The following is a 26892-nucleotide window of genomic DNA, read 5'->3' on the forward strand; positions in this document are numbered from 1 at the left end:
ACGCCTCCTTGTCGAAGTTGATCTTCGAACATGGCACAGCATCTCTTATGCGGCTCTTCGCTTCCCTAAAGCGGATGGTGAACAGAATCATACGGAGAGATTTGGTTGAGAAATGCCAAATTCATGAACGATAAAGTATGCGATCCCCGCAACGTCCAGCGCGCCAAATGTCCGCTTTGCGCCAAAAGCGGTAACCCATCACGTCGACTTTGTGTCAGAAGCGGGCATTCGCCAGCAGGGTTCCCCCAAAGCAGAGCAGGCGGACATCTCTTGCACTGTCCGCCTCCTCCAAGGATAGCTTAGACCTCCAGCTTGTCTCCACCCTTCAGATCAAGCATCTCGCGCGCTTCATCCGGGGTCGCGATCTCAAGACCCAAGCCTTCGACGATCTTGCGCGCGAGCGTGACCTGCTCGGCATTCGAGGAGGCCATGCGACCTGGCGCCGCCCACAGCGAGTCTTCCAGACCGACGCGGATATTGCCACCCATGGCCGCGGCCATCGCCGCGATCGGCAGCTGATTGCGACCGGCGCCGAGCACCGACCAGACATACTTGTCGCCGAACAACCGATCCGCCGTCCGCTTCATGTGCAGCACATCTTCGGGATGTGCACCTGTACCGCCCTGCAAACCGAACACCGTCTGGATGAACAGCGGCGGCTTCACTAGCCCCTGTTCGAGGAAGTAGGCGAGATTATAGAGGTGGGCCGTGTCGTAGCATTCGAACTCGAAGCGCGTGCCCGTCTCGGCCAGTGTCTTCAGCACATACTCAATGTCCTGGAATGTGTTGCGGAACACAATGTCCTTGTTCTGCAGGTGCTTCAATTCCCAATCATGTTCGAACTTCTTGAAGCGGTTCAGCATCCCGAAGAATCCGAAATTCATTGAGCCCATGTTGAGCGAGGCGACTTCCGGCTTGTAGACCGCGGCAGGCCGTACGCGTTCATCCACCGTCATGGTGGGCGCACCGCCGGTAGTCAGGTTGATCACCGCATTGGTGCGCTGCTTGATGATCTTCAGGAATGGCGCAAAGGCTTCGGGACTTTGATCGGGTTGCCCGGTCTTCGGGTTGCGCGCATGCAGATGCACGATGGCGGCGCCGGCCTCCGCCGCATCCACGGCAGCGTCGGCAATTTCCTGCGGCGTCACCGGCAATGCCTTGGACATCGAGGGCGTATGAATAGCGCCCGTCACGGCGCAGGTGATGATAACTTTGCGGCTCATGTCAGTCTCCGTCTTGCTGTTAAGAGATGGTGTAGTCAGGATTTGCCGCCCTGCGCGGCTTTGTGGGCCGCCAGCGCAGCGAGGCGTTCGTTTCGTTGCTGTGTGAGCGCCGCAATCCGATCGGGCGACGGCTGATGCGGCCAGGCCGCTATCACCCGGTCGACATTCGGGCTTTGATAAACCTCGGGTCCTGCCGATGCAGCGGCCAGCTCCTTGTAGAAGCCGGTATAGCGCGCGCAGTAATCCGGAATGCCGCCGGGCGCATTGAGCTCGATGGTCTCCAGCGGGCCCAGAAACGACCAGCGCAGACCGAGGCCGTCCTTCACGGTGTGATCGAGATCCTCCGCGGAGACATAGCCTTCGCCGACCAGACGGAACGCTTCCGCCAGCAAGGCGCCCTGTAGGCGATTGAGGATAAAACCGTTGATCTCGCGGTTGACGGTGACCGGAACCTGCCCAATCTCGCGATAGATCTGACGCGCGCGGTCGATAGTCTCCTGCGAGGTCCAGGATGCGCCGCATAGTTCGACCAGCGGCACCAGATGCGGCGGGTTGACGGGATGACCGACGAGGCAGCGCGCGCGCCCCGGAAGCGCTTCCGTGAAGCGAGAGGCGACGATTGCCGAGGTGGATGATGCGAGCAGTGCATCCGGAGGCGCAAGACGATCCAGCTCGGAAAAGATGGCGATCTTCTGATCGACGTTCTCCGGGCCATTCTCCTGTACGAAGGAAACGTTCTTCACCGCATCGGCCAGACTTTCCGCTATCGAGATGAGCGCGGCGGCGCCGTCGGGGTCATTGGCAAGTCCGTGGCGGGCGAGCGCATGCAGTTCATCGCGAATAAGCCCGGGCGCAGCATCCAGCGTCGGGCGATGCGGATCTGTCAGCCGCACGGTCCATCCAGCGCGCGCGAAAATCGCGGCCCAGGCGCGTCCGATCAAGCCAACGCCGACGATCGCTACATGTCGATTGTTCAGTGTCATTGATGTTCTCACAGCCACAGCACCTTGCGGCGCAGATCGAGATCGTCACGCAGGGCCTTCGACGGCCCCTGATGAATTACCTTGCCCCGTTCCAGCGCCACCGTCGAATCGGACAAAGCCAAAGCCAGATCGAGATTATGGTCGACGATGATGATGGCAATTTCCTTGCGAAGCCGGTCAAAGGTTTCAAACAACTGCTCCACGACCGCCGGCGCCAATCCTTCGAATGGCTCATCCAGCAACAAGACGCGGACGTCGCCCGACAACGCGCGCGCCACGGCCACCATCTGCTGCTCGCCGCCTGACAGATAATCGGCGGGACTGTCGAGACGCTCACGAATGCGGGGGAGATAGTCGTAGATGCGCTCGCGGGTCCAATGCACACCATTGCCAGTCTGCCGCTTGAGACCACCAAGTTCGAGATTTTGCTCGACGGTCATGCCTGCGAACAAGGCGCGTCCCTGCGGTACGTAGCCGATGCCGAGTCGCGCGGCTTCCGCAGACGACAGGCCGATCAACTCGCTGCCTGCCAGTTGAATAGAGCCATTCGATGCCGGCGCGATCCCGATCAACGACTTGAGCAAGGTCGACTTACCCGCGCCATTGCGCCCGAGCAGTGCGATGATCTCGTTCTCGTGCAGGGTAAAATTGACGTCGTTGAGAATATGGCTCTTGCCATAGAACGTATCGACATTCTTCACCGTCAACAGCGGCTTCGCCCCCGCCGCGGTCTCGCGCGGACGCGCAGCCACAGCCGTCGTACCCGACCCGATATAGACTTCCTGCACCTTCGGGCTGGACCGCGCCTCTTCGACGGAGCCGTCCAGCAATACGCGCCCCTCATTCATGACGGTGACGTGGTCGGCCAGCTGGAACACCCGATCGATGTCATGCTCGACCAGCAGAACCGGCAAATCGGTCGAGATGCGCTTGATGATCGCACCGATACGTTCACGTTCGGCAGCAGCGAGGCCAGCAAGCGGTTCGTCAAGCAGCAGCACCCGTGGCGCCGTGGCCAGCGCGACGCCCATGTCGAGCAGGCGTTGGCCGCCGTAAGACAGCATGCCTGCCTCTGCCTTCTCGATTCCAGCGAGGCCGAGATAGCGGATCACCGCATCGGTCTCCGCGTTGATTGCGCTAATCGATAGCGCGTTGGTCACGGGATCGAAGCGCCGCGGATGCCGTGCTTGCACCGCGAGGCGGATATTTTCGCCAACACTGAGCGCGGGAAACAGGTTGGTAATCTGGAACGAGCGCCCAATGCCGGCCCTTGCAATATCTTCCGGTGTATGGCCGGCGATAGGCATGCCCATCAGCGACACGCTTCCCTGATCCGGCTTGTACATACCCGACAGCAAATTGAACGCCGTGGTCTTGCCGGCACCGTTCGGGCCGATCAGCGCATGCAGCGTGCGATCGGCGATGGCGATATCGACGCCCTGCACGGCCTTGATGCCACCGAAACTTTTCACGATATGGCTGGCAGCGAGTACCGCTCCGTCGACTGACGACTTCGGTCGCAAAAACTCCGGCAGTGGTAGCACTTCGATGCGCCGCGCCGACATTGCCGCGTCTTCTTCCACTTTCCTGCGGAATGGCGCGATCAGCCGCTCGCCCATACCGATCAGACCGGTGGGCGAGAAGATGATGAAGCCGACGAAGACCAAGCCGAACCAGAACAACCAGTTCTCGGAGTAGATGCCGAGAAATTCACGAAACAGAATGAAAAACAGCGCGCCGAGCGCCGGCCCGAGGAAGCTACGCATGCCGCCGATCACGACCATGGCCAGAAGCTCGCCGGAGAACGCCACCGAAATGGGATCCGCCGACGTCATACGGTTCTTGTAGAGCAGCAGAATACCGGCCAGCCCGGTGATGGTAGCCGACAGCACGAAGGCGGCGAGCTTGTAGCGATTGGTGGGATAGCCGAGGAAGCGGGCGCGCTGTTCGTTTTCGCGGATCGCCACCAGCACCGAACCGACCGTGGAATTGTGGAAGCGCCACAGCAGGATCAGCACGAGAAACGCGATCAGCGCCACGAACCAATAATAGGTCGCACCCGCATCGAGGTCGAAGCCAAGCAGTGCCGGCCGGGTGATGCCGCCAAGGCCGTTCTCGCCACCGGTGACGTCGGTCCAGCGGAACGAGACGCTGTAGAGCATGGCCGCGAGCGCCAGCGTCAGCAGCGAGAAATACACGCCGCGGCGGCGCAGGATCAGGTAGCCGAAGGCAGCCGCCGTGATGGCCACCACGACAAGCGCAAGCAGCGTCGGCCCGACGAATGAATTCGGCATCCAGTTACGCTGGATCAGCGCTGCAGCATAGGCCGCAAGGCCGAACCAGGCGCCATGACCGAACGAGACGAGACCGGTGTGCCCCACCAGGATATTCAGGGCCATGCAGGCCAGTGCAAAGACGACGATCTCCGTCGCCGACGTCACGGTCAATCCGAGCGCCAGCAAGATCGGCGGCAGGATGAGCAAGCCGACGCCCGCGATCAGCAATGGAACGGGAAGACGATTCAACATTGGCATCGCCTTACTCGAACCGCATGATGCGTTCGCCGAACAAGCCGCGCGGCCGGAACAGCAGCACCAGAAGCATCAACAAATAGATCGCCGCCGTGGACGCCGCCGAATAGCCGATGCCGACCATGACGCCCTTGACCAATCCGACCAGCAGCGCAGCGATCACCACGCCCCAGAACGAGCCGAGGCCACCGATCACGACCACCACGAAGGCGGGCGTGATGATCTCCTGTCCCATCGCCGGATGGATCGAATAGATCGGCGCCAGCAACACGCCCGCGAGTCCCGCCAGACCAATACCCAGGGCTGCGACGACCGACATATAGGGCTGCAGCGAGATACCGAGCGCTCCGACCATGTCCGGATTTTGCACGCCGGCCCGGACCACACGGCCGAATGAGGTCTTCTGCAGCAGCACCCAGAGCCCGACCACACAGGCCACGGCAATGCCGAGCAACACCACGCGATAGAACGAATAGATGAAGGTTCCGATCGCGACCTGACCGCGCAGCGCTGGCGGGATCGAATACGACAAAGGCGGCGCGCCGAAGATCATACGCAAGGCCTGCTCGGCGACCATCGCGAGCCCGAAAGTCAGCAGCAGCGAGAGAATGGGATCTGACCGATAGAAGCGCCGGAACAACGTCCGCTCGATGACAACGCCGAGCAACGCAACGACAACGGGGGCCACGACGAATGCACCACCGAAGCCGAGATAGGGCGAAATGACAAGGGTAAGATAGGCGCCAATCGCATAGAACGCGCCATGCGCGAGATTCACGATGCCGCCGAGCGAAAAGATCAGCGACAGGCCGAGCGCAATCAGAAGATAATAGACACCATCAAGCAGTCCGTTGAGGATCTGCTGGGTGAGCAACATGGCGGACATGATATGGGCTCCGCAGTCGCGCGCAGATGCGCATCTGACAGGGGTCGGAAGGACGAGACGAAAGCAACTTCGCGAGCAGAATGTCGGCGTCTCGCCCGAAGGCGAAACGCCGACATTGTTGCTAGCTCGGGAATTTGCAGACGTTCTCTTCCGCGGTGGACGCAATCACTTCGAGCGGTTCATCCGGCCCCGGGACGGCCGGGCTCGATGAGAAGATGTTCCACTGGTTCTTGATCTTGTCCGCAGGCAGCGCCGTCACCGCATACATTTCGTGCATCAGCTGATGATCCGATGCGCGGAAGTAGCCGGGACGTGTCTTCAACAGATCGAACTTCGCGCCCTTCTCGAAATGCTCGATGATCTTCGGCGACTCAGCCGATTTCAACTCGTTGATGCTCTGCGCCACAATCTTGGTGGCGATGTAGTCGCCCCAGGCCTGGTTCTCCGGCGGCTTGTTGTACTTCTTGGTGAAGGCCGCGACGAAGGCCTTGCTGCCGGGCGTGTCCAGCAGATGGTGCCAGACCACAGGCCAGGTGCCGACGAAATTGCCCTTGCCAGCAGCCCAGGCCAGAGCCGTGTCGAAGCCGAAACCGCCGACCGGGAAAGTCAGACCGAATTCGGCATATTGCTTGAGGAAGTTGGTGATCTGGTTGCCCGCAAGATTGATCACCACGAGATCAGGCTTGGCCTCGCGGATCTTGAGGAGATAGGCAGAAAAGTCCGTGGCGTCGGTGGGCACCAGGTCGTCGCCAGCGAAATTACCGCCATTGGCCTGCATGAAGCGCTTCGATACGCTTAGCAGGTCATGGCCGAAGGCATAGTCGGCCGTGAGCGAGTACCACTTCTTGCCCTTCACGAGACCATCGCGCAGGAACGAGCGGCCGACGGTCTTTACATACATCGAGTTCTGCGACTCGACGTGGAACATATAGCGCTGGCAGTCCTTGCCGCGTAGCGCATCGGAATTTCCGCCGGTGTTGATGAACAGCGTCTTGTTGCGCGTGGCGACCTGCGCGATGGTCAGACACGATGCCGAAGAAATTTCGCCGATGATACAGGCGACCTTGTCGCGCTCGATCATGCGCTCCGCCTTGGTCGATGCCGTTTGAGGATTGATCGAGTCCTCCTTGAGCAGTTCAACCTTGCGCCCCATCAGGCCGCCAGCGGCATTGATCTCCTCAACAGCGAGATCGATGGCCATCACACCATATTCGCCGAGCGGGCCGAGAAAGCCGGTACGCGGCGTGAGATGGCCGATGCGAATGACGTCGGAGGTCTGCGCGCTCAGGACCGATGGCGCAGAGAGGCCGGAAGCAAGTGCGAGACCGCCCGCGGTCTTCAGCAGACTGCGGCGCGTGAATTGATTGGTGTTCGACATCAGATTCGTCTCCCTGATACGGCCGCGCGGCGCGGCTATTTCCCCTCCGGCAGGCGCCGCACTCTTCTGTTGAGAGGGCTTTGTCCGCTTGCCGTGATCTGTGATCACAGTTAGAGTTGCAAAAGACGGGGACTTTGTCGAGTCCCTCCCTGTAATTTCGCGACGATGCCCGGAGACCGCGTTGAACCTGCCGACTGCGCTGACCCTTGTGGAGCCGCTCGACCGCCAGACGCTGGGCGAGCGCGCTTACGCGCAACTGGCGGACCTGCTCATCTCGGGCAGGCTCGCGCCTGGCGAAAAGCTGTCATTGCGTATGGCCGCCGAAGTGCTCGGCGTGTCGATCATGCCGGTGCGCGAAGCGGTATCCCGCCTCGTCGCCGACAAGGCATTGGAAGTCGCGGCAAACCGTGCCGTGCGCGTGCCCGTGATGTCGGCCACGCAGTTTCGCGATCTGACGAAGGTGCGTATCGCTATCGAGGGTCATGCCGCAGCAGAGGCAGCGCAACTACGTGGAGACCGCAATCTCACTTCCATCGCGATCGCAGAAGCGGCCATGCGCGCAGAAAGCGAAATGAAGGCACCCGACCTGCCGCGCGCCGTCGAACTCAACAAGACGTTTCACTTTGCCGTCTACGAGGCCGCGCAGTCGCCGATCCTGGTCGAGATCATCCGTGCGCTCTGGCTCAAGGCTGGCCCCGTCATCAATCTCGATCTGCGCGGCAATCCCGATCGTCTCGCCAAAGGTGAAGCCATTCGGTTTCATGCGGACGTTCGCAAGGCGATCGAGATCGGTGATGCCGAAGCTGCCAAAGTCGGGATCGCTGCCGATATCACCAGCGCTGCCAATTTCATCCTGTCGCGCGGCGGCCTCTCCGCCTAATTCTCACAAAGTCCCCGGAGCCACCATGGATCTCAACATCAAGGGTTTGCGCGTCATCGTTACCGCGGGCGCCAACGGAATCGGCCTGGCCATCGCCCGCGCCTTTGCCGGCGAAGGCGCACGCGTTCATGTCTGCGATGTGGACCAAGCTGCTCTTGCCGCACTCACAGCGAGTGATCCCACAATCACCCAGACCCATTGCGACGTTGCTGATCGTCCGTCAGTTCAAAGGCTGTTCGATGAGGCAACAGCCAAACTCGGCGGCCTCGATGTCCTCGTCAACAATGCCGGCATTGCAGGCCCGACCGCCAAGGTCGAAGAGATGCACCCCGATGACTGGGATCGCTGCCTGAACATCTGCCTGACCGGGCAATTCAACTGCACGCGCCTCGCCGTGCCGCTGCTACGCCAGAGCAGCAATGGCTCCATCGTCAACCTGTCCTCGGCGGCTGGCCGCGTGGGCTTCGCGATGCGCTCGCCCTATGCGGCGGCGAAATGGGGCGTCATCGGCTTCACGAAATCGCTCTCCATCGAGCTCGGCCCCGACAACATCCGCGTTAACGCGATCCTGCCCGGCCTCGTCGCGGGCGATCGCCAGCGCCGCGTGCTGGAAGCCAAGGCGCAGCAGCGCGGCATTTCCTTTGCGGAGATGGAGAAAACGGCGTTCTCCTATACGTCAATCAAGGACTACGTCACACCGGAACAGATCGCCGACCAGATCCTGTTCCTGGCCAGCCAGCGCGGACGCACGATCTCGGGCCAGGCTATTTCGATCTGCGGCGACACCCAAATGCTAGGCTAGCCGTCGATGCTCAAGACTCGAGCAAGCCAACTGACGACACTGCAAAACTAAGTTCGCAGGTCAGGTACGGACACCGCGAAGCCGATGCTTTATGTCGGCCGGAGCGCACTGCACGAAATAGGCAGAACGCGAGCTTTCCGCTTCGTTAGGACGTACCAACCGAAACAGCATTGTTGCGTACCCTGGTAGGCAGTCGGGCAAGCGCAACACGCTGACAGGGCTTAAATTATTGAAGGGAAAGATGTCTTCAATAATGAAGCCCAAGGAGGGAATCACACGCAACCACCGACACGACGAACCGCTGTTTGTGCTCAGTATGACGGCGCAAGCGCTCGGCATTGGTGGATCAGCGTGTTCATCTCCCTTGTGCTCTCATGGGAGACAATGCCTGCTACGGCTCATCGAAATTTCGCCGTTCCACCGCTGTCAATTTCCGCCTTTGCGATGGGGACAACTCTCCGGAGCCAATCACCTGCACGGGGCTGAATGGATTCTGCATGTGATCGTTGTCGCTGCGGCGATCGCGGCGGCGGGATTGCTCATCGTCCGGAGCGCTGTCGCCATTGCCCCCGCCATAGCCGAGCACTTCGACGATGATGACCGAGGGACGGTCATTGTTCGTCTGGGCCGGTGCTGCCGCCTGCTGCGTCGCCGCAGTCGCGTTCGAGGTCGACAGTGCAGCGCTGATGCTTGGCGCCTGCACCGTTGGGATGCCCGACGACGTGCCCTGTACCTGGATATTGGCAGCGTTGACGATCTGCAGCGCCGCCAGATTGACATTGCCGGAGACGCGGATGCCCGCCTCGCCCGCATCGATGGTGCCGCGCGGCGCAATCAGATCGATATCGCCGGGAGCGACTTCCGCAATCGGATTCAAGGTTGCGATGCCGGCGCCCGTGGATGGCACCTGAGGCGACAGCACCGCACGGCCGTATTTGTCATAGACCCGCTTCGGCGGCGTGTAGATCACAGTCGTCTTGGAGCCACGGCCGGCATTGATGTCGCCTTCGGCGGACCAAGCCAGAATGTTGCCGCCGAACGTCGTCATGATACGTGACAGACCGAGCAGGATGCTGCCCTGCGAATAGATCTGGATATCGCCGCTGCCCTGTGTGACCAGACCAGACGACGCCGGAGGAACCTGCCCTTCGACACCGATGACGGTGCGACCACCCGGCGTGAGCAACTGAATGTCGCCGCCCGACTGCGTGCGCACGCCGGAACCGCCGAACATGGTGATGTCGCCGCTATAGGCCGCCGCATTCGGGAATAGCGCCGCGATGGCATTGCGCCCGCGCAGATAACTGCCGTGACGCGCGCTGCTGGCATCGTTGTATTCACGGCCACCCGCGGTGAGCTCGGCGAAATAGACCTGGCGCAGGAAGATGTGCTGCTGCTCGGGCGCCAGCCCGTCGAACGTAGCCTGCGCTTCGGTATCAGCGCCGGCAAATCCGTAGTGGTCCTTCAGCCAGACCACCAGCTCCTTCTCATAGGTCCTGGCGACCTTGCCCGGCTGGTCGGCGAGCGAGACGCCCGTTGTCGCCAACTTCACCGGATCAAGATAAAGCGACGCGAGCCTGTCGTAGTCCGGCCCGGCCGCTCCGACGCCGGCCTGCATCAGGATGCTCGCGCCGGGACGGGTGTCGCCGGTTGCCACCGGGCCGTTGCTGGTGATCGCGCCCTTGTCGGCCTGATACAGGTTACGGCCGGCGGAGACTTCGAGCGTGCCGGGACCGGCAATGTCGAAATTGGCATGGATGACGTCGCGGCCAGCGGAGATGATCGAGACATCGTTCGGGTTGCTGTGCACGATCAGATTGCCGCGCGAATCCCAATCCTGCTTGGCGCTTGACTGTGTGACACCCGGCGCAAGGCCGGCTCCGACGATATCGCGGCCCGCGCGTACCATGACCGGAGCAGCGGCATTGTACCAACTGCCGATGTTGGATGTAAGCATTTCTCCCGTACTCAGACCGACGATGTCACCTTCGCGCGCGTAGAAGCGGATGGGGGCAGCATCCGGTGCGCGGCCGATGTCGAACGCGGCACTGTTTGGACCGAAGAAGAACAGAGACAGCGGCTCCAGAAATTGTCCGGGAACTAGAATGCTGAATGATCCATTGGTCACCCGCATTCCAGAACCATCCACCGCGTCGCCCATGAAGGCTGGATTGAAGGGCGTCGGCAACGCCACGCCGGAGCCGGACATGCTGAACGAATACTGCCCGCCATAGATCGAGCCGCGGGTCAGCATCTCCAGCGAACCACGTACAGACGGAGCAAGCGTGACGAAGGGATAAACGTCAGAAGCATTGCCGCGCATGAACGACAATGCGTTAACGCCGTAATACATGTTGCCGTTGAGGGCCGCCGCGCGGAAGATCGATGGATAGATGAACGATCCGTCCGCTGCGTTTTGATCACTGGTCTGGTGCAGAAGGTCTTCTGACGCTGAAGTGCTGGGCGTGAGGTTGCCGCCAACGGAGATCAGGTTGATCGCGGTGTGATCGGTCCAGAGCGTGAACCAGCTTTGCCCGGTATCGTTCGCGCCGCCAACGGAGAAGGCAGACCGGTTTGGCGACTGCGAGCGGCCGGGATCGCCGGCACCGCCAAGCACGAGATCGCCCAGGGTTTCGACGTAGACTGCAGAGTCGCCGGGCACCAAAGTGATACCGGACCGCGCGTCCGAGGACGTTGCGGTGAATGGATCGATACCTCGCGGGTCAAACGCGTCGTTCAAGCCGATGCCGGACCGGTAGATGAGCTTGATGCCGCCGATCGACTCCGCTGCCACATGCAGGGTGCCGCGCAGGTTGACCAACGCGCCGGGAAGCGCCTGGATCTCCTTGCCATCCGTCAGCGCCAGATTCGGATTGAGCGCACCGGCAACGCGCATATCGATATCGCCGCCGCCGGTGAGTATCAGCGACCCATTGGCACCAACGCGGCCGGTGCTGCCGACAGCGACCACCAGACCCTGACTTCTGTGGCCACCCAACAAGCTCTGCTGGCCACGAAGCGCAATCGTACCGGCTTCACCGCCCACACGGATAGCAACATTGCCGCCTCCCAGCGCACCGATGCCGGTGAAGCCGAGCAGATCGAGACGGCCGGAGACAGCAGTGCTAGCTGTATAAGTACCGAAATTGATCCACCACGACGTCGGGATCGTTTCATCGACCGCCGTGCTACCGGTCCCCTGCCGCCACAGCCAGTTGCCTGTGATGACGCTCGACGGCCCCAACCCATGCGTGAGATCACCAACGAGATCGCCGCCCGCCGCGATCAAGACATTGCCGCCCTGGTCGGGATACAAGGCCCGATAGGTCGAAAGGGCAGCCTCATAGCCCCCGGCCGTGAGACCGCGTGTACGACTATAGACCGGATCGACCGTGGTCGCCGTGCCTGCGGTGTAGATGCCGTAGAGCGAGTCCATCCGGATATCGCCAGCGGCGACAAGTTCGAGATCGCCGGTGCCGGTGCGGATCACGCTGAAGGACGGTGCGACCGGCGCGAGATTTTCCGGCCCGTCGATACAATTATCGGCGTCGCAAAGCCCCATCAAGTCCGGAGGCACTGGCGTACCGGGCGTCTGGCCGTACCAATTGTCGGGGCTCCAGAGCTTCTGACCGGGGGTCACTGCCACGATATAGTGCGTATCGGCGAACTTTATCGCGCCAGTGGACGCGGGATTGAGCGCGCGCCGGTCCGCTGATCCGAGATCGGCGCCTGCAACCAGACGCATCGACCAAGACGTCGCGCCAGCACCTAGCATGGGCGCAACCGCCCAGTTTTGTCCCTGCCTGCCACCCGTCGGACTGCGCAGATCGATCGATTGGCCATCAGCGAGCTTGACGTCGGTCATGGAAGGGATGAGCGATCCGGCCGCCAGCGCCAATGAGCTGGTAGACGTCATATCCACCGGCAGCGGAACGCCCTTCGGCCAGGTCAGCGCCGTGAATGCGACCGCACTGCGCAGCACCGTTCCGGCGCCGAGTTGCATTCCTGCGGTGAGTGTTACCGCATTCGGCAGGATCGTTCCGGCAGCATAAGCCACGCTGCCATCCGCATTGTAGATAATCGCACCAACCACGCTGCCGCCAGATAAGTTGAGAGAACCAGCCAAAGTCGCCCGCACCGGCAGCACCGTGCCGGCGGGCAGAGGGATTACGGTGAACGGCTGGGTGGGGTCGGTAGGCGGCCTGCCGAATTGGGCCGGCAGGTCGTAATTGAGCGTGGCACCCTTCTTGAACACCGTCCCTGCCTCGAGCGTGACGGCGATCGGAAGCACGAGATCGCCGCCGTAAAGCACCACGCCGTTGGTGAGCAGCCAGCCATTGTCGTCGGGCGTGGTGGCCGGCGGCGCGAAGCCATCATTGATGCTGCCGCGGATATTGAGATCGCCGGCGGCACGGATCGTCAACACGCCGGGTTCGCCGAAGCCGTATGTCGCCGAGTTCACATTGCGATCGGCATTCGGTGCATAGCGATAGCGTGACAGATCGAGATCGCCGGCCACGGCCAGATCGCCGTTTGGATTGTCGGCGCTGATCTTGCTTACGACCTCGACGCCAGGGCGCAGATGATAGCTGCCGAGCCCGGCGAGTCTGGCGCTCAAGGACCTGTTGGTGAGCGCTGTATCGATGAAGGCGCTGCTGTCTCCATCAATCTCATCGAGATAGGCCTGCGTGATCTCCTGCGGCTTGTGCCCCGTCACGTCCGGCGCGCCGGCGAGCGGCGCGTCGTCATAGATGCGGAACGCGTTGACCGCGATGGTCTTCGCGCCCTGGATGAGCGGCGTCCCCTGAACATTGACGGCAACATCGCTGGCGCCGTCCAAGCCCCTTGCGCCAGCCGCAACGCCGGTGCCACCAAGCCGCGGCGCGTTGAGCGTCAGCGTGCCGCGTGCAGTGCCGTCGTTCTGGCCACGGCCACTGCCCATCGCAAAACTTGTGCCGGCGCGTAGGTCGAACGTGGCATTGCCGCCGAGCGTCAGCGTGCCCTGGCGCGTCGTCAGATCAACGATGGCGCGGTTGGGCGCATCGATGATCTTGCCGTAGCTGTCAAAGCGCATGCCGGTGCCATGCGCATCGAGCGTGCCGTTAATGACGAGATCGTTCATCGCCGCAAGGCGGATGCTGCCGACCTGATAGCCGCTGGCATCGATGGTGCCGTTGACGGTCAGGTTGCCGCCATCCAGTGTGATCTCGACGTTGCGGGCCTTGACCTCGTTGCCGACGATCAGATCACCCTGCTTGATCTGGAATTTGCGTGCGCCGAACACGCTGCCGCTGTTGAGGCGCGTGTTCAGACCCGCGAAGTCGGCGAGCGTTTGTGCCCGCACCGTGAGTTCGGCCGCATCGTAAGGCACCAGAGTGCCACCGGCGTCGTAAATGCCGGACGCACCGCCGCGGAACGTGCCGCCGAGAGCGACATGACCCGCGCTTGAACCGAGCGCCGTAATCGTCGCCGTGCCGCCGCGATTATACTGCGCCGACAGGTCGATCACAGATCCTGCCGCCTGTGTGATGTTGCCTGCGTCGCTGATCAGCACCAGATCGCCGCCCCAGCTGTATTTGGTGACGTCGAACATCTGTACGGCGCGGCCCGACAGATCGAGGCGCGCATGATCGCCGAGTGCGATATCGCCCGTTGCAGTCAGAACGAGCTTGCCCGAGGGCAGCACCACATTGGTATCAACCGTGATGTTGGCACCCGCCAGTTTGAGCTGGGCGCCGAGCGCATCGATCTTCGGCACGGCCGCTCCGCCAGATCCCGTGGCGCGGATATCGCCGCCCGCGGTGATCGTGTTGACCGAACCGGACTCGCCAGTGAACAACGGCGTCGTGAAGGTCAGATTGCCACCGGTGTATTGATAGCCGGTCTCTGGAGCATAGGCGCCCTGCTGATGATACACGCCGAGCGTGCCCTTGCCGTTCGAGGTGATGCGTTCGCTGGCCGCGATGCTGACATTCGCGAAGCCAAGCGCAAGGTGGTTATCGACAACGGTGCTGCTCGGCCGGGAGTTCGGAGCATAGCCGAACACGACGCGTTGCGCCGCGATGTCGAGCGTACCGCCGCCGAGCATGTCGGCCATCGCCGCCCCCGGCGCTGCCGCCGCGCCAGTCCAGATGAACTCACCCGCGCGGATCGTCGCGATATCGCTGGATGCGCCGTAGCCGTAGATCGCGGGCGTCCCGAGCACGAGACGTCCGACCTTGGACGCATCGAGATTAACATTGCCGAAGATGTTCACTGCATCTCGCGCGTTAAGCACCAGCGTCTCGAGCGCCGGCGCGCCGGTCGCGGTGTTGCCCGCGAGCAGTTGCGCCAACAGGCCTTGGTTCAGCGCGAGACCCGCAGGCAGATGGCCGGAGGCCGCCGCCGCTGCCAGACTTGCGTCCTCGCCGAGATTGATCGCCGACAAGCCGAGCACCAAATTGCGCGTTCCATACGATACGTTACCGGCGATGCTGAAAGTGCCAGACGTCGAAACCGCGATCGTCCCTTCGGAAACCAGTGTCGTGGTGCGATTGCAGTTCATGGTGACGCAACCACCGACCGTGATGTTGACGCCAGCTCCCGAACCTGCCGTCGATGATTGCAGCAGATTGATCCAGCCGTTGGACAGGGCAAAGACACCACCTTCGGCGATGAAGACGAAGCCATCGCTGGAATTGTAGCTGGCCCGGCCGCGGCCGACCGTGCTGATCGACGCGCCTTCCTCGATCGTGATGAACCCCGCTTCCCCATAGTTGGCGAGGATTACTTCCGCCGCCGCAATGCGGGCACCGCTGCGCACGATGAGGCTGCTGTTGTATCCTCCCTGAATAGTGGCGAAGCGGCCCGACGGGCCGTAGGCCGTGGTGATGGTGCCATTCAGCACCAGACGCGGCGCGTGGAGCTTGCTGAGTTCGTCGGCATAAACGGACGCGTAGAAGCCAATACCGGGATCGGCGCTTTGACCAGCGGCGAGAATTTCGCCAAGACCGCGAACGTTGATGGTACCGCCAAAGCCATCGCTGCCGGCCGCGGGACTGATGCGCAGGTCACCGTCGAAGCGCAGTTGCGAGCGGCCGTCGGCCACCTGCGGCCTGGCCATCAGGATGTCGAGCGTCTTCGCGTCGAGCGTCAGCATCGCGCGCGGCACGCCGATACGCGCGGAGTCGGCTAGAACGAATGCGTTGTAATTCATCTCGTTGTAAGATGAGTGCCCGCGGACGACGTTCGCCGCGGTAATGATGACCTGGTTGGGCAGCGAGGAGCGGATCGCCGTATTGGCGACTCCGAGAGTGGCATTCGTGATGTAGGAGCCATTGCCTGCCGCAACGGCAGAGGTCATCACAGGATTAACATTGCCGCCCAGTTCCACGCGGAATGCGCCCGGCAGCAGCGCGTAGCTCGATGGCATCAGCATGTAGGTGCCGGCCGGCAGACCCGGGACGCCGTCGGGAATCGTGATCTGCTGGCCGGTGAGCGGCGCGCCATAGCCCGCCTCCTGCACCATCGGTGCATAGGTCTCCGCCCGGCCCGGCACGATGGCATAGACCGCGTTGCCCGTGCCGCTATAGCGGTAGCCCGGATTGGAATTGATGAACGGTGTGGTCAGGATATCGACCGACCCGCCGCGGCCCGACACGAATCCCGCGCCGGTCAGTTCGCCGCCGCCCGACAGATCGAGAACAGCACCAGCCTCGGCGTTCAGATGGGCGGTCGAAAGTCGGATGCCGCGCCTGAGATCGGAGCCGCCCATGCCGCCGGCACCGTCGAGCACGATCGTGTTGCCGTTGTAGCGATAGACCAGGCCATCGACGGTGCCGCCATAGGGCATCACCAGTCCGGCACCACTCACCGAGGTGATGCTGCCCGGCAGCAAATTGATTGCATCGGCCTGCGCCTGCCCACCACGACCGATCGTACCGAGTTGCACCGCGCCGAACGGCGCGCGAACCACGCCACCCTGGTTGACGGTTTCCGCGCCGAGATAGAGCAACCCGAATGCCGAGTACGGCACGTCGGGGGCAGTATCGCCGTAACGCCTGCTGGTGAGCACGCTTCCATTCAGGAAATTGTTGCTTTCCGTGTAACCGGCGACGATCTGCGCACCGACTCCGGTTGCCGGATAGATCTGCGCCGCGGTCAGCGTGATATCGCCCAACGTGGCGAGTTCGGTGGTGAGCGCGCTCGACGCAATACCGCGCGCCGGCGTGCCGCCAAGCAGGCGGATGTCGCCGCGGCTCAACAGATCGACCAGCGCGAATCCGCGACGATCGACGGTATAGAATGACGTCTTGGTATCGATCGCCTTGCGTGTGCCGAATCCAACGCGGTCGCGAATATCGATCAGATCGGCGGAAACCGAGAACACGGCGTCGCTCGCCTGTTGCGAGGGACCGCTGCCCCAGGTCGCAGCAGGCAAGGTGCTGTCTGGGTTCTGTAGGATGCGGGTAACGCCTGCCAGCCGCACGTAAGGCGCCGACAGCGACACCCGCCCGTTCGCGCCCGCGCTCTCACTAAGCGCAAATGTGCCGGCATAGAGGCGCAGGCTCTGGTCCATCGCGAGCGTGACGTTGCCATCGAAGGAAAGCGGCCCGTCGGCGAGCAGTGACAGATTGTCGAATCCGCCGGCCTTGATGCGATCGGCGCCGAGCCGTGCGGCGCCGATGACAAGGCCCGCCTTCGCTTCCGCTATCGACGTCGCACCTGCGACGGGGCTGTCGCCCTGAATATTGGAAATAATGAACTCGCGATGTCGCAACACATCGCCGGAGATTGTTATGGTCGGATACTCGGCCGTCTCGAGCGCCAGCGCCAGCGTACCGCCAGAGGCGTTCGCGCCACCGGCCGCCGCGCGCAGCGTGCCGTCGAGATACAAACCAACGCTCGACTTGACAACGATCGTGCCGCCATCACTGGCGACGTTGAGCGGCGTGCTGTTGTTCGCAGGGCCGGGCACGGGAATATCGAGCACAGTGCTTGTACCTGAAGCGTCGAGCACCGCGCCGCGACGGATTACGACGAAGGCGTGCGGGGCATTGGACTCGCCCTTCTCCTCCCAATCCATCGCCCCGCCGATCAGGATCGAGCCGCCCTTGGCAACCACGCCATAGGTCTGGCCACGCGCGTTTATCGCCGATACGGCGCGCGCCGCAACATCGAGCACGGCGTGATCACCGATCCAGATCAGGCCGGCTGTGTTCGTCGCAGCGCTTCTCCCGGTCAGGGTAATGGTGCCGCTCGGAGCGGTCAGCGTACCATCGATCGTGAAGTCTGTTCCTTGCAAGCTGATCGACTGGCGGGCATCGACATTGATTACTGCTCCCGCGCGAATATCGATCGGACCGGTCGCCGTCATCACCCCGGATTCACCCATCGTGGAGCGCAAGGCCAGGCTGGCGCCGCTGCGTTGAACCAACCGGCTATTGACGGAATCTTCCGTCCAGAGCGGCGGTGTCCAGACGCTTAGAGCGTTTGCGGGATCGGCGCCGGTCGCGGTGCTGAAGGCGGTGTCCGTGAAGCGGTAGACCGGCATCGTGACGTCGAGCCTGGCGCCTTCCGCAACGACGAGGCCATGGCGGCTGTTCACGTCGTAGTTGGAGAAACCGGATTGAAAGAGCGACGTATCGACCGTCAGCGTTGAAGCGACAGTCACAGCCGAATTGAAGATCGTCCCGGCAGCAACGCGCGTTCGGGACGCGACCGTAAAATTCACTGGCGACACATTACCCGCCGCGATCGTGACGGTCTTGTCGGAGATCGAAATGCCGTTGGGAAAGACGTCGCCAGGCACGACATAGGATGATGCAAACGCGCTCTGTGCAACAGAAACCACAGTTCCCGCCGGGATCACAGGAAGGCCACTCCCCCTGATGATGTTGTTAGGATCGCCAGTCCTGTGGATGGTATAACCATCCTGGCTGATCCCATAGTAGCCACCTGCCACATAAATGACGTACCCGAGACTTCCCGTTGCCGGACGCGACGGAATCCAGTCGGCCGCAAGTGTCAAGTTGCTGATGGATATGTTGGTCGTCCCGATCGTTTCGCCAGGCTTCGCAACATTGGTGACGTAACTGTAATCGACCGGCAGTATGTCACCAGCCTTGACCTGATAGTCCTGCAACAGCAGCAAATCTGTCGGTGCTTTCTCGCCGGCGCCGAGCGTGCCATCGTTGGCAAGCAACTTACCGCCGATGCCAATCGCCGTTCCGGATTCGATCCTGAGCGTGCCACCACCGTTCACGCCGTAGCCGCGAATATTTCCGTTGAAGGTCAAGAGGCCATCAGCCTGGACTTGGGATATCTCCTGATCGGCGATCAGGGTGACGTCGCCGCCGCGGCCGCCTTTGGTCTTGCCGGTGACGAGGATGGCGCCGCCCGACGAGACGTCGATGGTGCTGCCGGTCTTCAGCATCACGTCATGGGTCGATTTCAGGGTGACCGTCCCGCCATTCAGATAAGCCAGCTTGTTGCTGTCATCCCTGTTCAGCAGCGCGTTGACCCATAGCCCGCGCAGATCGAGCGTCACGCCGTCATGCAGGTTGATCGACGACACACCGTTCTTGAGCAGCACTTGCGCGGCGCCGCGATCGCCGCCGCCCTTGAAATAATTGTCCACGGTGAGCGATCCGGCACGCGCAGTGACGTCGGCCTTGATGTCCACGATCGCCGCATTGAAATTGATCCGGCCGCCATCGGCCAGGGTCAGCGCACGGTCGATGGTGATCGTATCGGTGGTGCCGATATCGAGCCCGCCGAGATGCTGGGCATTAATATAGCCGGCGTCGAACCAGGCGGTCCCTAAGCGCGCCGACGGCAACGCATCGGTTGCGGAGAGACCTGCGGTGATGAAGGCGACGTCGCTGAAGCGGACGTCCGACGCGTTCAGGCCGGCACCGCCGACGACAACGCCATAGCGTCCGAGTCCCAGCGTGCCCTGCAGCGGCGCTGCATTCTGCACCTGCTTGTAACCATCCGCGACATTGGCGGCGCGCGCGCTGGCCTGGCGCTCACCGGTGATGACCTCGGCGATGATATCGGCCTCGAACACCGATGTCGGCGTCGACAGATTCAGACGGCCGGCGTCGCGGCCCACGGTATAGCCGGCCTCGTAGCGCCAGCTCGACGACCGCGCCAGCGGAGATGTCCAGACCTCGGTGAGCTGCTCCGAGACCTTGCCCTGGATGTTGTGGTTGCGCACGAAGCCGCCGCCGGCGGCAACGAACTTCATGTCGGCCGGCGCATTGTCGAAACTGTAGAGACGACCGTCGCTGCCGATCAGCCTGGTGGAATAGATCCGCCCGCCCTCATAGCTGACCGAGCCGCCGGAGATATCGAACTTGGCGCCCTGCTGCGCGACGACTTCAGGCGCGGCCAGCGTGATGGTGCCGCCGAGTGCCGCCCACTCGCCGATGGTGTGGGTGGTGTTGGCGAGATAGCCGCCGACCTCGAGCAGACCGCCCTTGGTATAGTAGCGCTCGCCGGCATAGCCGCCGGTGCCTGCGGGCACGAAAGTGAGATCGCGGATATCGATCCAGACATTCTTGTTGATCAGCACGCCGCTGTCGCGATTCACCGGGGAGTCCCTGAGCTCGTTGCCCTGGACGTTGACCTGCACCTGGTTGGCCGACATCGGCCGCAATGCGCCCTGCACGCCCGAGACATCGATCACCGAACCGGTCGCGGCGAAGACGCGCACACCGGCGCTGACGGCGACCTGACCGCCTTGCGCCATGGTGAGCGAACCGTTCTGGAAATTGACCAGGCCCCCGGTGACGATTTCGACGCGCGACTGGTCGCGGCGATCGGTCAGCAGCGACAGATTGTCGAACTGCGCGAGGGCCGGCGGGTTCAGTCCCGACGCGGCGATCAGCGCGTCACGCTGCGCATTGAGCGCGGTATCCTTGGAGTCCAGTTCCGGCGCGATCGCACTGACGCTCCTGCCCGTGATCGTCACGCTGCCGCCGGCGTCACTGGCGGCGTTGAGCAGGTGGATGGTGCCGCGCTGATGGACCGAGGTGGTGGAGAGCAGAATGCCGTCCTGTGTCAGCGTGCGACCGGCCAACGTGATATCGCCCTGTTGCGACAGCACCACGCCGGTATTGGTCACTTTGCCCGCAGAACTACCGGCCCGGATCACCGGCGCGATCTCGCTGCCATTGGTGGTCGAGAACTGGTTGGCATCGGTGCCATAGCCACGGCGCAGGATGAAGTCGTCACCCGCCGCCAGAATGGTCTGCCCCTTCGGCGTCGCGATGGCGCCGGCATTGACCACCTCGCTGCCGATCATCAGCACAAAGCCACCGCCTGACGTCACCGAGGACGGCGCCGACGTCGAGATCGACGCGCCGGCCTCGACCACGACCTTGCCGCCGGCCGCGGTGAAGCTCGGCAGATAGGCCGCGCCGGATTGCGTCGCATAGATGCCGTTGGTGCGGAACTGGCTATCGGTGATGCCAGCGGTGGAGGCGATCAGCGACCCGACATTGATCTGGCTGTTGCCGCCGAAGATGATGCCGCTCTGGTTGATGACATAGACTTGGCCGTCGGCCTTGATATTGCCGAGGATCTGGCTCGGGCCGGTTGATGCATCGACGCGGTTGAGCGCGACCCAGTTCGCATTGCCCTGCTGATCGAATGTCAGCGTGGTGCGGGCGCCGACATTGAAGCTTGTCCAGTTCAGGATCGCCTGCTGCGTGGTCTGGCGGATATTGACCTGGGTCTGTCCGGCACTATCGACGCCCTGGATCGGCGCATTGGCGCCGCTCCATCCCGCCGGCATGTTCGGCAGCAGGCCGCCGGCGCCGAGACCATTAGGCACCGCGACGGGTGCCGTCACCGATGTCTGTTGCGCGGCTGCCGCCGCCCGCGCTGCAGCCTGCAACCCCTGCATGTCCTGCAAGGCGCGCGCGGCACGCGCCAGCGACCCCTGTGTCTGCCGTGCCGCCGCGGCCGCCTGCTGCGCCGCCAGCGCGGCGGCATCCGACGCAAGGCTCGGTGCGGAGACCGCAGGGCTGGACCCATTCAGAGCGCGGGCCAATGCCCCGTTGTTAGCCCCCAACAGACTGATGGCACTGACCGTGACCAGCAACACGCCGTTTCGAAGGGACGCGCGGCGCGAGGAAGTGTGGCTAGCCATAGACATGTGGTCGGGCATCGGACGATCTTTCGGTAAGTTCAATAGTATCGCTATGTTGAAGCGCGATGACCGTTGACCTGCCGACTGACGACATCATTGGTCGGGGCCACACGCGTTCTCGTCCTGAAGACGCATGCGGGACGATCCGAACCGCCAATAAAAATAATGAAACATTTGTGACGCCCGAAGCGCGTCCAAGGACGGTACTAGCTCAGAAGCACGACACCGCCCGGAAGAGTTCTGACCTTCAGACCGAACAAGTGTGCCAGCTTTGGAACCACTTCATCGATGCGGTCGAGCCGGAACGTTGCGTCCAGCGGCAAGTTGCCAATGCTCGCGCTCGTCAGCACGATCCGACCGCGCCGATAGCGATTGATCTCGGGTATCACTTGCGCCAGCGGCTGATTATCGAACACCAGCAAGCCTTTCCGCCATGCGTCGACCGCGCGTCCATCGGTCGCCACGATGGCACCGAGACCTTGCGCGCTGTAGCTGACATGCTGGCCGGCCTTCAACGTTGCCCTCTCTTGGCCGCACTCGATCTTCACACCCCCATCCAGACAGGTCACCGCAACGTCCTGTCCGTCCCGACGCAGGTCGAACATCGCTTGTGTCGCACTGACCCGCCCGGTGCCGGCCACGATGACAAAGGGCTGGCCCAACGCCGTGCCGGTTTTGCCGGTGGTCACGGCAATCTCGCCGCCGACCAGATTGAGAACCTGAGGATTCACGCCAGCATCCAATGCCATAAGGCTGGTCCGCGTATTCATCTCGACCGACACGTTGTTGGCAAAATCGATCTGGCGGCGCTCGCCGATTTCGGTCCGGTAGTCGGCGTTGAGTTCCGACAGCGATGGCCAGAGCTCCAGCGGCGGACGGACCGCGAGATAGGCCGCGCCGCCGACCGACGCAGCCAGAGCGCCGCCCATCCAGGCGCGCCGCGTCAACGCAGCACGCGTCGGTTTTCGGACAGCTGGTGCCTGGGCTGTCGCGACATTGATGGCCGCCCGCCGGAGCATGCTCCATTGCGCATTTGCCAGCGCAAACGCCCGGCGGTGCACCAGGCTCTCGGCGCGCCAGCGCCCGAAGGCGTCGACATCATCCCGACCTGCTTCTCCCGAACGCAAGCGAATGACCCAGCGCCGCGCTGCCATCATCGGGTCTTCGGTCGCGTCTGGCACGTCAGAATCAGTCGTCATGTTCACTATCCGCGGCGCGTGTCAGCGACCTGTCCATTGACAAGACGTTCCCCGAAGCACCAACCCGCCTTTTTGTCGGAAAATTTTTGACCCGCCTGCTGCAGTGATCGAAGGCGCGGCTCATCTCCCGCTCAACCGAGCGAAGCGAAATACCAAAGCGATTTGCGATCTCCCGATAGGGTATTTCTTCAATCAGGGCTGCCGAAAAGATCGCCCGACGGCGCTCTGGCAATTCGCGCAGGACTCGCTCCAGTTCAGCCATTTCCGACTGCATCAGGACGATATGTTCGGGATCGAGCTGGTCGTCATCGGATCGCAGCAGTGCCTCAAGACTGGCCTTGTCAGACCAGCGAAGATCTGCGCGATGCCGGTCCACCGCCACGTTGAGCGCAATCCGATAGAGATATGATTCCGGCCGTCGAACAGAAGCGACCTCCTGAAGCTGGCCGAGGCGGATCCAGGTCTCGTGCAACGCTTCGGCCGCGACATCGGACGACCCGACGCGCCGCGTCAACCGGCGCCTTAGTTCGTCGTAGCGCGAAACCAACAACTGGCGCAACAATGTAAGACCCGTATCGACCATGATGGACGCCGCCGACTACCTATTTGCAGCGCGACGCGGAGCGAGCATGTCCGCCGAGCAGCCCGTGATTGGGCCGGTCTCGCTGGGCGATACGATCAGGGCAATGGGTTGCGCCAAATGCGATGGCGGCGACCTTCCGACGCTTATCCTCGGGATCATCACATCGAGGGCATCATCGAGCGTCGGGTTTCCCGTCGTGTCGAGCCGTTTTGCCCGCGTGACCTCACCTGATGGCCCGACCCAGAGCTTCAGTGCGAAGCGATAATGACCGGGGGACGTGCGGGCATCGGCGCAAAGCGCATTCTCGACGGCGCGCTGGACATCCGCAAAGTAGCGCTGGTTTTCAAGCATAGGCGCAGCTGCCGGCGACATCGCAGCGAGGGTCACTGTACCCGGGCCGAACTCCCGAGCCACGAGATTTGATCCGGACAGCAGGACCGATAAGGCCTCGCGTGGCGGCAACGAGCCCTTGACCCCTGGCGCATGACGACCCGCCGCTTGCCGCGCATCGACCATCACTTCGATGCCAGTCGTGGCGCTGAAGGCATAGAGCGCCTTTGCGAGCGGCTGGGAGGGAATATCGAAACTGAGGGGCTCTTGCGCAGCTGCTGTGCCGATCACCGAGAACAAGACGAAACCCAGCACCAGCGCACGGCTTGGCCGAACACTCCGGGGCGCAGCGACTGGCGCATCCGGTGGCAACACTCATCCTCACTTTCGCGCCCATCAACGGGGCGATGAAGCCATAGGCAGAAAATGTTACATTTACATGTCACAATGGAGGATTGTCGGCGCAACGCCCTTACTTCACAGGAAGCCTATTGACACCTTGGGTGTCCGCTTTGCGCCACAAGCAGCCATGCCTACATTATTCCAAGCCGAGATAAGCCGCTTTTACTTTGGGATCTGACAGCAATTGCGATGCGGGTCCGGCATGGACAATATGGCCGGTTTCAATCACATAACCGCGGTCAGCGATTTCAAGTGCTGCCATGGCATTCTGCTCAACAAGCAATACGGTCATGCCGAGGGCGCGTAACGAAACAATGGCCGCTAATATCTGATCAACAAGCAGGGGTGACAGACCGAGCGAAGGTTCATCTAGCAGCAGCAGCTTCGGTTTGCCCATCAAAGCACGGCCGATGGCCAGCATCTGCTGCTGTCCGCCTGACAGACCCCCTGCTATTTGATTTCGCTTCTCGGCCAGAATTGGAAACATGCCGAAGATCCTGTCGCGATCTTCGGCGATGTCCTTGTCGCGCCGCAGATAGGCGCCAAGCCGCAGGTTATCCTCCACGGTGAGCGGGCCGAATATCTGCCGCCCCTCTGGCGACTGAAGAATGCCGCGCGCCACGCGGCGATGGGCAGGCAAGCCGTCGATGCGCTCACCAAGAAATGTTACTTGGCCGCCGCTGATCGGCTGAACTCCGGATAGCGCGTGCAGCAGCGTCGTCTTTCCGGCACCGTTCGAACCGATCAGCGCAACAACTTCGCCAGTCTGCACGTCGAGACTGATGCCCTTAAGGACTTCGATACGTCCATAGCAGCTGCGCAGATTGGTGATCTCAAGCACGGGCAGCCTCCCGTGCGCCATGTTTGCCGAGATAGGCTTCAAGCACGGCTGGGTTGGCGCGCACCTCGCCCGGACCGCCCTCAATGAGCGGCCGCCCCCGCTCCAGCGCCAGGATTCGATCAGAGATCTTCATCACCAGCTTCATGTCATGCTCGACCAGCACCACGGCGATGCCCTTCGCGGCCACCCGACAGATCAGCCGGTCGATCTCCTCGGTCTCCACTGAATTGCAGCCTGCCGCCGGTTCATCGAGCAACAACACACGTGGCTCGGCAGCCAGCGCGCGTGCGATCTCAAGGCGCTTGCAGGCCCCGTAGGATAGCGCTCCAGCCGGCGTATCCGCATGGTCCCGCAAGCCGACCTCATCCAGGAAAGCAAGCGCGGCCTCGCGCGTCTCCTTGTTCTGGCGTGTCACCGAAGGCAACCGCAACAGATCCGCGAACAGGTTGCACTTTTCCTGCAGATGCCGTCCGACCATGACGTTCTCCACTGCGGTCATGCGCTGGAATATCTGCAGGTTCTGAAATGTTCTGGACAGGCCCCGCGCCGCCAGTGCGTCGGGTTCGAGGCGGGTGACATCCTGGCCTGCCAGTTCGATACGGCCCTGACTGGCCTCATAGATGCCGGAGATCACATTGAACAATGTGGTCTTGCCGGCACCATTCGGCCCGATGATGGAGAATATCTGACCAGCCTCCACCGAGAAGCCGACGCCGTCGATGGCCTTGAGACCTCCGAATGAGATGCCGATGTCGCTGACTTTGAGAATGGTCATGCGCGCCGCCCCGTCATGAATTTCGACAGCACGGGCACGATGCCCTCGCGCATGAAGATCATCGAGACGATGATGATGAAACCCAACATCAGGTTCTCGTACTCCTGAAACACGGTGAGCACCTGCGGCAGCATGATCAACACGGCCGCCCCGACGATACTGCCCAGCACCGAGCCGAGACCGCCAAGGACAACCATGGTCACCAGTTCGATGGAATGCAGGAAGCCGGCCTGATCCGGATTGACAAATCCGTTCATCAACGCGAGTGCGGAGCCTGCCAGTGAGGCGTAGACCGCCGCGATGACGAAGGCCTGCAGCTTGAAGCGATTGACGTTGATGCCGGTCACCCTTGCAGCGATCTCGCTGTCATGCAGCGCCCGAAACGCGCGTCCGGTCGGCGTCTCATCGAGATTGAGCGCGATCCATGTACCTGCGAGCAGCAGTCCGCCTGTGATCCAGTACCAGGTATCGGAGCCGCTGGCACGCCAGCCGAACAGCGTGAGTTTCATCACCGACATGCCGTCCGGACCACCGGTCCAGCGGCTTTCTGTGGTGATAACCAGTGCCACCAGCACACCGAAGCCGAGCGTTGCGATCGCGAGATAGTGCCCCTTCAGGCGAAGGATCGGGCGGCCGACAAGAAAGGCCAGCAGCGCCGACAGCAGGCAACCGAGCAGCAGCGCCGCCAGCGACGGGATGCCGAGATGTGTCGGGCCGATCGCAACCGCATAGGCGCCGATCCCGAAAAAACCGGCATGGCCGAGACTGACCTGCCCGGCCTTGCCCATCAGGATATTCAGGCCGATCGCCGCGAAGGCAGAGACCCAAACCAATGACGCGACCCGGAAATAATAGCTCGACGGAAATGCCAGCGGCAGGACGGCGATGACGATCGCCAGCACGAGCAGAATTCCATAGCGGTGACGGAGGGTTGCAAGCAT

14 protein-coding genes are annotated in these 26892 nt (G+C 62.3%); 2 read left to right on the top strand and 12 right to left on the bottom strand.

What is annotated here, in order from left to right; all coding sequences use genetic code 11:
• Positions 1 to 299 precede the first annotated feature (299 nt).
• From kce to CHC01_RS17800, 5 genes are all read right to left on the bottom strand, one after another.
• Positions 300 to 1223 (bottom strand): 3,5-dioxohexanoate:acetyl-CoA acetone transferase, encoded by a 924-nt coding sequence (gene kce / locus CHC01_RS17780; protein ID WP_068734883.1) that lies wholly within the window; start codon positions 1221 to 1223, stop codon positions 300 to 302.
• A 35-nt stretch (positions 1224 to 1258) separates the two neighbouring features.
• Positions 1259 to 2206, bottom strand: coding sequence for a 3-hydroxyacyl-CoA dehydrogenase (locus CHC01_RS17785; protein ID WP_089265526.1), 948 nt, complete (start codon positions 2204 to 2206; stop codon positions 1259 to 1261).
• 8 nt (positions 2207 to 2214) lie between these two features.
• Complete coding sequence (locus CHC01_RS17790; protein ID WP_089265527.1) at positions 2215 to 4734, bottom strand: branched-chain amino acid ABC transporter ATP-binding protein/permease; 2520 nt, start codon at positions 4732 to 4734, stop codon at positions 2215 to 2217.
• A gap of 10 nt (positions 4735 to 4744) precedes the next feature.
• Positions 4745 to 5623: a branched-chain amino acid ABC transporter permease gene (locus tag CHC01_RS17795; protein WP_089265528.1), complete on the bottom strand. Its 879-nt coding sequence runs from the start codon at positions 5621 to 5623 to the stop codon at positions 4745 to 4747.
• Positions 5624 to 5744: 121 nt separating this feature from the next.
• Positions 5745 to 7001 carry an ABC transporter substrate-binding protein gene (locus CHC01_RS17800; RefSeq protein WP_089265529.1) on the bottom strand — a complete coding sequence of 419 codons (1257 nt, stop codon included), beginning with the start codon at positions 6999 to 7001 and terminating at the stop codon, positions 5745 to 5747.
• 181 nt (positions 7002 to 7182) lie between these two features.
• Here CHC01_RS17800 and CHC01_RS17805 point away from each other — a divergent pair, with 181 nt between their 5' ends.
• Both CHC01_RS17805 and CHC01_RS17810 read left to right on the top strand, forming a co-directional pair.
• The gene (locus CHC01_RS17805) at positions 7183 to 7881 is read left to right on the top strand and encodes a GntR family transcriptional regulator (RefSeq protein ID WP_089265530.1); all 699 of its coding nucleotides are present in this window, start codon (positions 7183 to 7185) and stop codon (positions 7879 to 7881) included.
• Between the two features lie 25 nt (positions 7882 to 7906).
• Positions 7907 to 8683: an SDR family oxidoreductase gene (locus CHC01_RS17810; protein WP_089265531.1), complete on the top strand. Its 777-nt coding sequence runs from the start codon at positions 7907 to 7909 to the stop codon at positions 8681 to 8683.
• Positions 8684 to 9074: 391 nt separating this feature from the next.
• On the opposite strand, the gene CHC01_RS17815 is transcribed toward CHC01_RS17810, so the two are convergent.
• From CHC01_RS17815 to CHC01_RS17845, 7 genes are all read right to left on the bottom strand, one after another.
• Positions 9075 to 21839 (bottom strand): filamentous hemagglutinin family protein, encoded by a 12765-nt coding sequence (locus tag CHC01_RS17815; protein ID WP_089265532.1) that lies wholly within the window; start codon positions 21837 to 21839, stop codon positions 9075 to 9077.
• A 188-nt stretch (positions 21840 to 22027) separates the two neighbouring features.
• Positions 22028 to 22975 carry a FecR family protein gene (locus CHC01_RS17820; RefSeq protein ID WP_176454634.1) on the bottom strand — a complete coding sequence of 316 codons (948 nt, stop codon included), beginning with the start codon at positions 22973 to 22975 and terminating at the stop codon, positions 22028 to 22030.
• A 34-nt stretch (positions 22976 to 23009) separates the two neighbouring features.
• On the bottom strand, positions 23010 to 23603 hold the full coding sequence (locus CHC01_RS17825) for an RNA polymerase sigma factor (protein WP_089265534.1): 594 nt from the start codon (positions 23601 to 23603) through the stop codon (positions 23010 to 23012).
• 15 nt (positions 23604 to 23618) lie between these two features.
• Complete coding sequence (locus CHC01_RS17830; protein WP_141137114.1) at positions 23619 to 24308, bottom strand: STN domain-containing protein; 690 nt, start codon at positions 24306 to 24308, stop codon at positions 23619 to 23621.
• A 163-nt stretch (positions 24309 to 24471) separates the two neighbouring features.
• Positions 24472 to 25176, bottom strand: a complete 705-nt coding sequence (locus tag CHC01_RS17835) for an ABC transporter ATP-binding protein (RefSeq protein ID WP_089265536.1) — start codon at positions 25174 to 25176, stop codon at positions 24472 to 24474.
• Complete coding sequence (locus CHC01_RS17840) at positions 25169 to 25951, bottom strand: ABC transporter ATP-binding protein (RefSeq protein WP_089265537.1); 783 nt, start codon at positions 25949 to 25951, stop codon at positions 25169 to 25171. Before CHC01_RS17840 ends, CHC01_RS17835 begins: the two co-directional genes overlap by 8 nt.
• Positions 25948 to 26892, bottom strand: a complete 945-nt coding sequence (locus CHC01_RS17845; protein WP_089265538.1) for a branched-chain amino acid ABC transporter permease — start codon at positions 26890 to 26892, stop codon at positions 25948 to 25950. The genes CHC01_RS17840 and CHC01_RS17845 overlap by 4 nt, the downstream gene beginning before the upstream one ends.

The organism is Tardiphaga sp. OK246 (assembly GCF_900188215.1).
Classification (GTDB): domain Bacteria; phylum Pseudomonadota; class Alphaproteobacteria; order Rhizobiales; family Xanthobacteraceae; genus Tardiphaga; species Tardiphaga robiniae.

Excerpts from the sequence above, each read along its gene's own strand:
- kce (WP_068734883.1), bottom strand. The coding sequence starts at position 1,223 with ATGAGCCGCAAAGTTATCATCACCTGCGCCGTGACGGGCGCTATTCAT.
- CHC01_RS17785 (WP_089265526.1), bottom strand. The coding sequence starts at position 2,206 with ATGACACTGAACAATCGACATGTAGCGATCGTCGGCGTTGGCTTGATC.
- CHC01_RS17790 (WP_089265527.1), bottom strand. The coding sequence starts at position 4,734 with ATGTTGAATCGTCTTCCCGTTCCATTGCTGATCGCGGGCGTCGGCTTG.
- CHC01_RS17795 (WP_089265528.1), bottom strand. The coding sequence starts at position 5,623 with ATGTCCGCCATGTTGCTCACCCAGCAGATCCTCAACGGACTGCTTGAT.
- CHC01_RS17800 (WP_089265529.1), bottom strand. The coding sequence starts at position 7,001 with ATGTCGAACACCAATCAATTCACGCGCCGCAGTCTGCTGAAGACCGCG.
- CHC01_RS17810 (WP_089265531.1), top strand. The coding sequence starts at position 7,907 with ATGGATCTCAACATCAAGGGTTTGCGCGTCATCGTTACCGCGGGCGCC.
- CHC01_RS17815 (WP_089265532.1), bottom strand. The coding sequence starts at position 21,839 with ATGCCCGACCACATGTCTATGGCTAGCCACACTTCCTCGCGCCGCGCG.
- CHC01_RS17820 (WP_176454634.1), bottom strand. The coding sequence starts at position 22,975 with ATGGCAGCGCGGCGCTGGGTCATTCGCTTGCGTTCGGGAGAAGCAGGT.
- CHC01_RS17825 (WP_089265534.1), bottom strand. The coding sequence starts at position 23,603 with ATGGTCGATACGGGTCTTACATTGTTGCGCCAGTTGTTGGTTTCGCGC.
- CHC01_RS17840 (WP_089265537.1), bottom strand. The coding sequence starts at position 25,951 with ATGACCATTCTCAAAGTCAGCGACATCGGCATCTCATTCGGAGGTCTC.
- CHC01_RS17845 (WP_089265538.1), bottom strand. The coding sequence starts at position 26,892 with ATGCTTGCAACCCTCCGTCACCGCTATGGAATTCTGCTCGTGCTGGCG.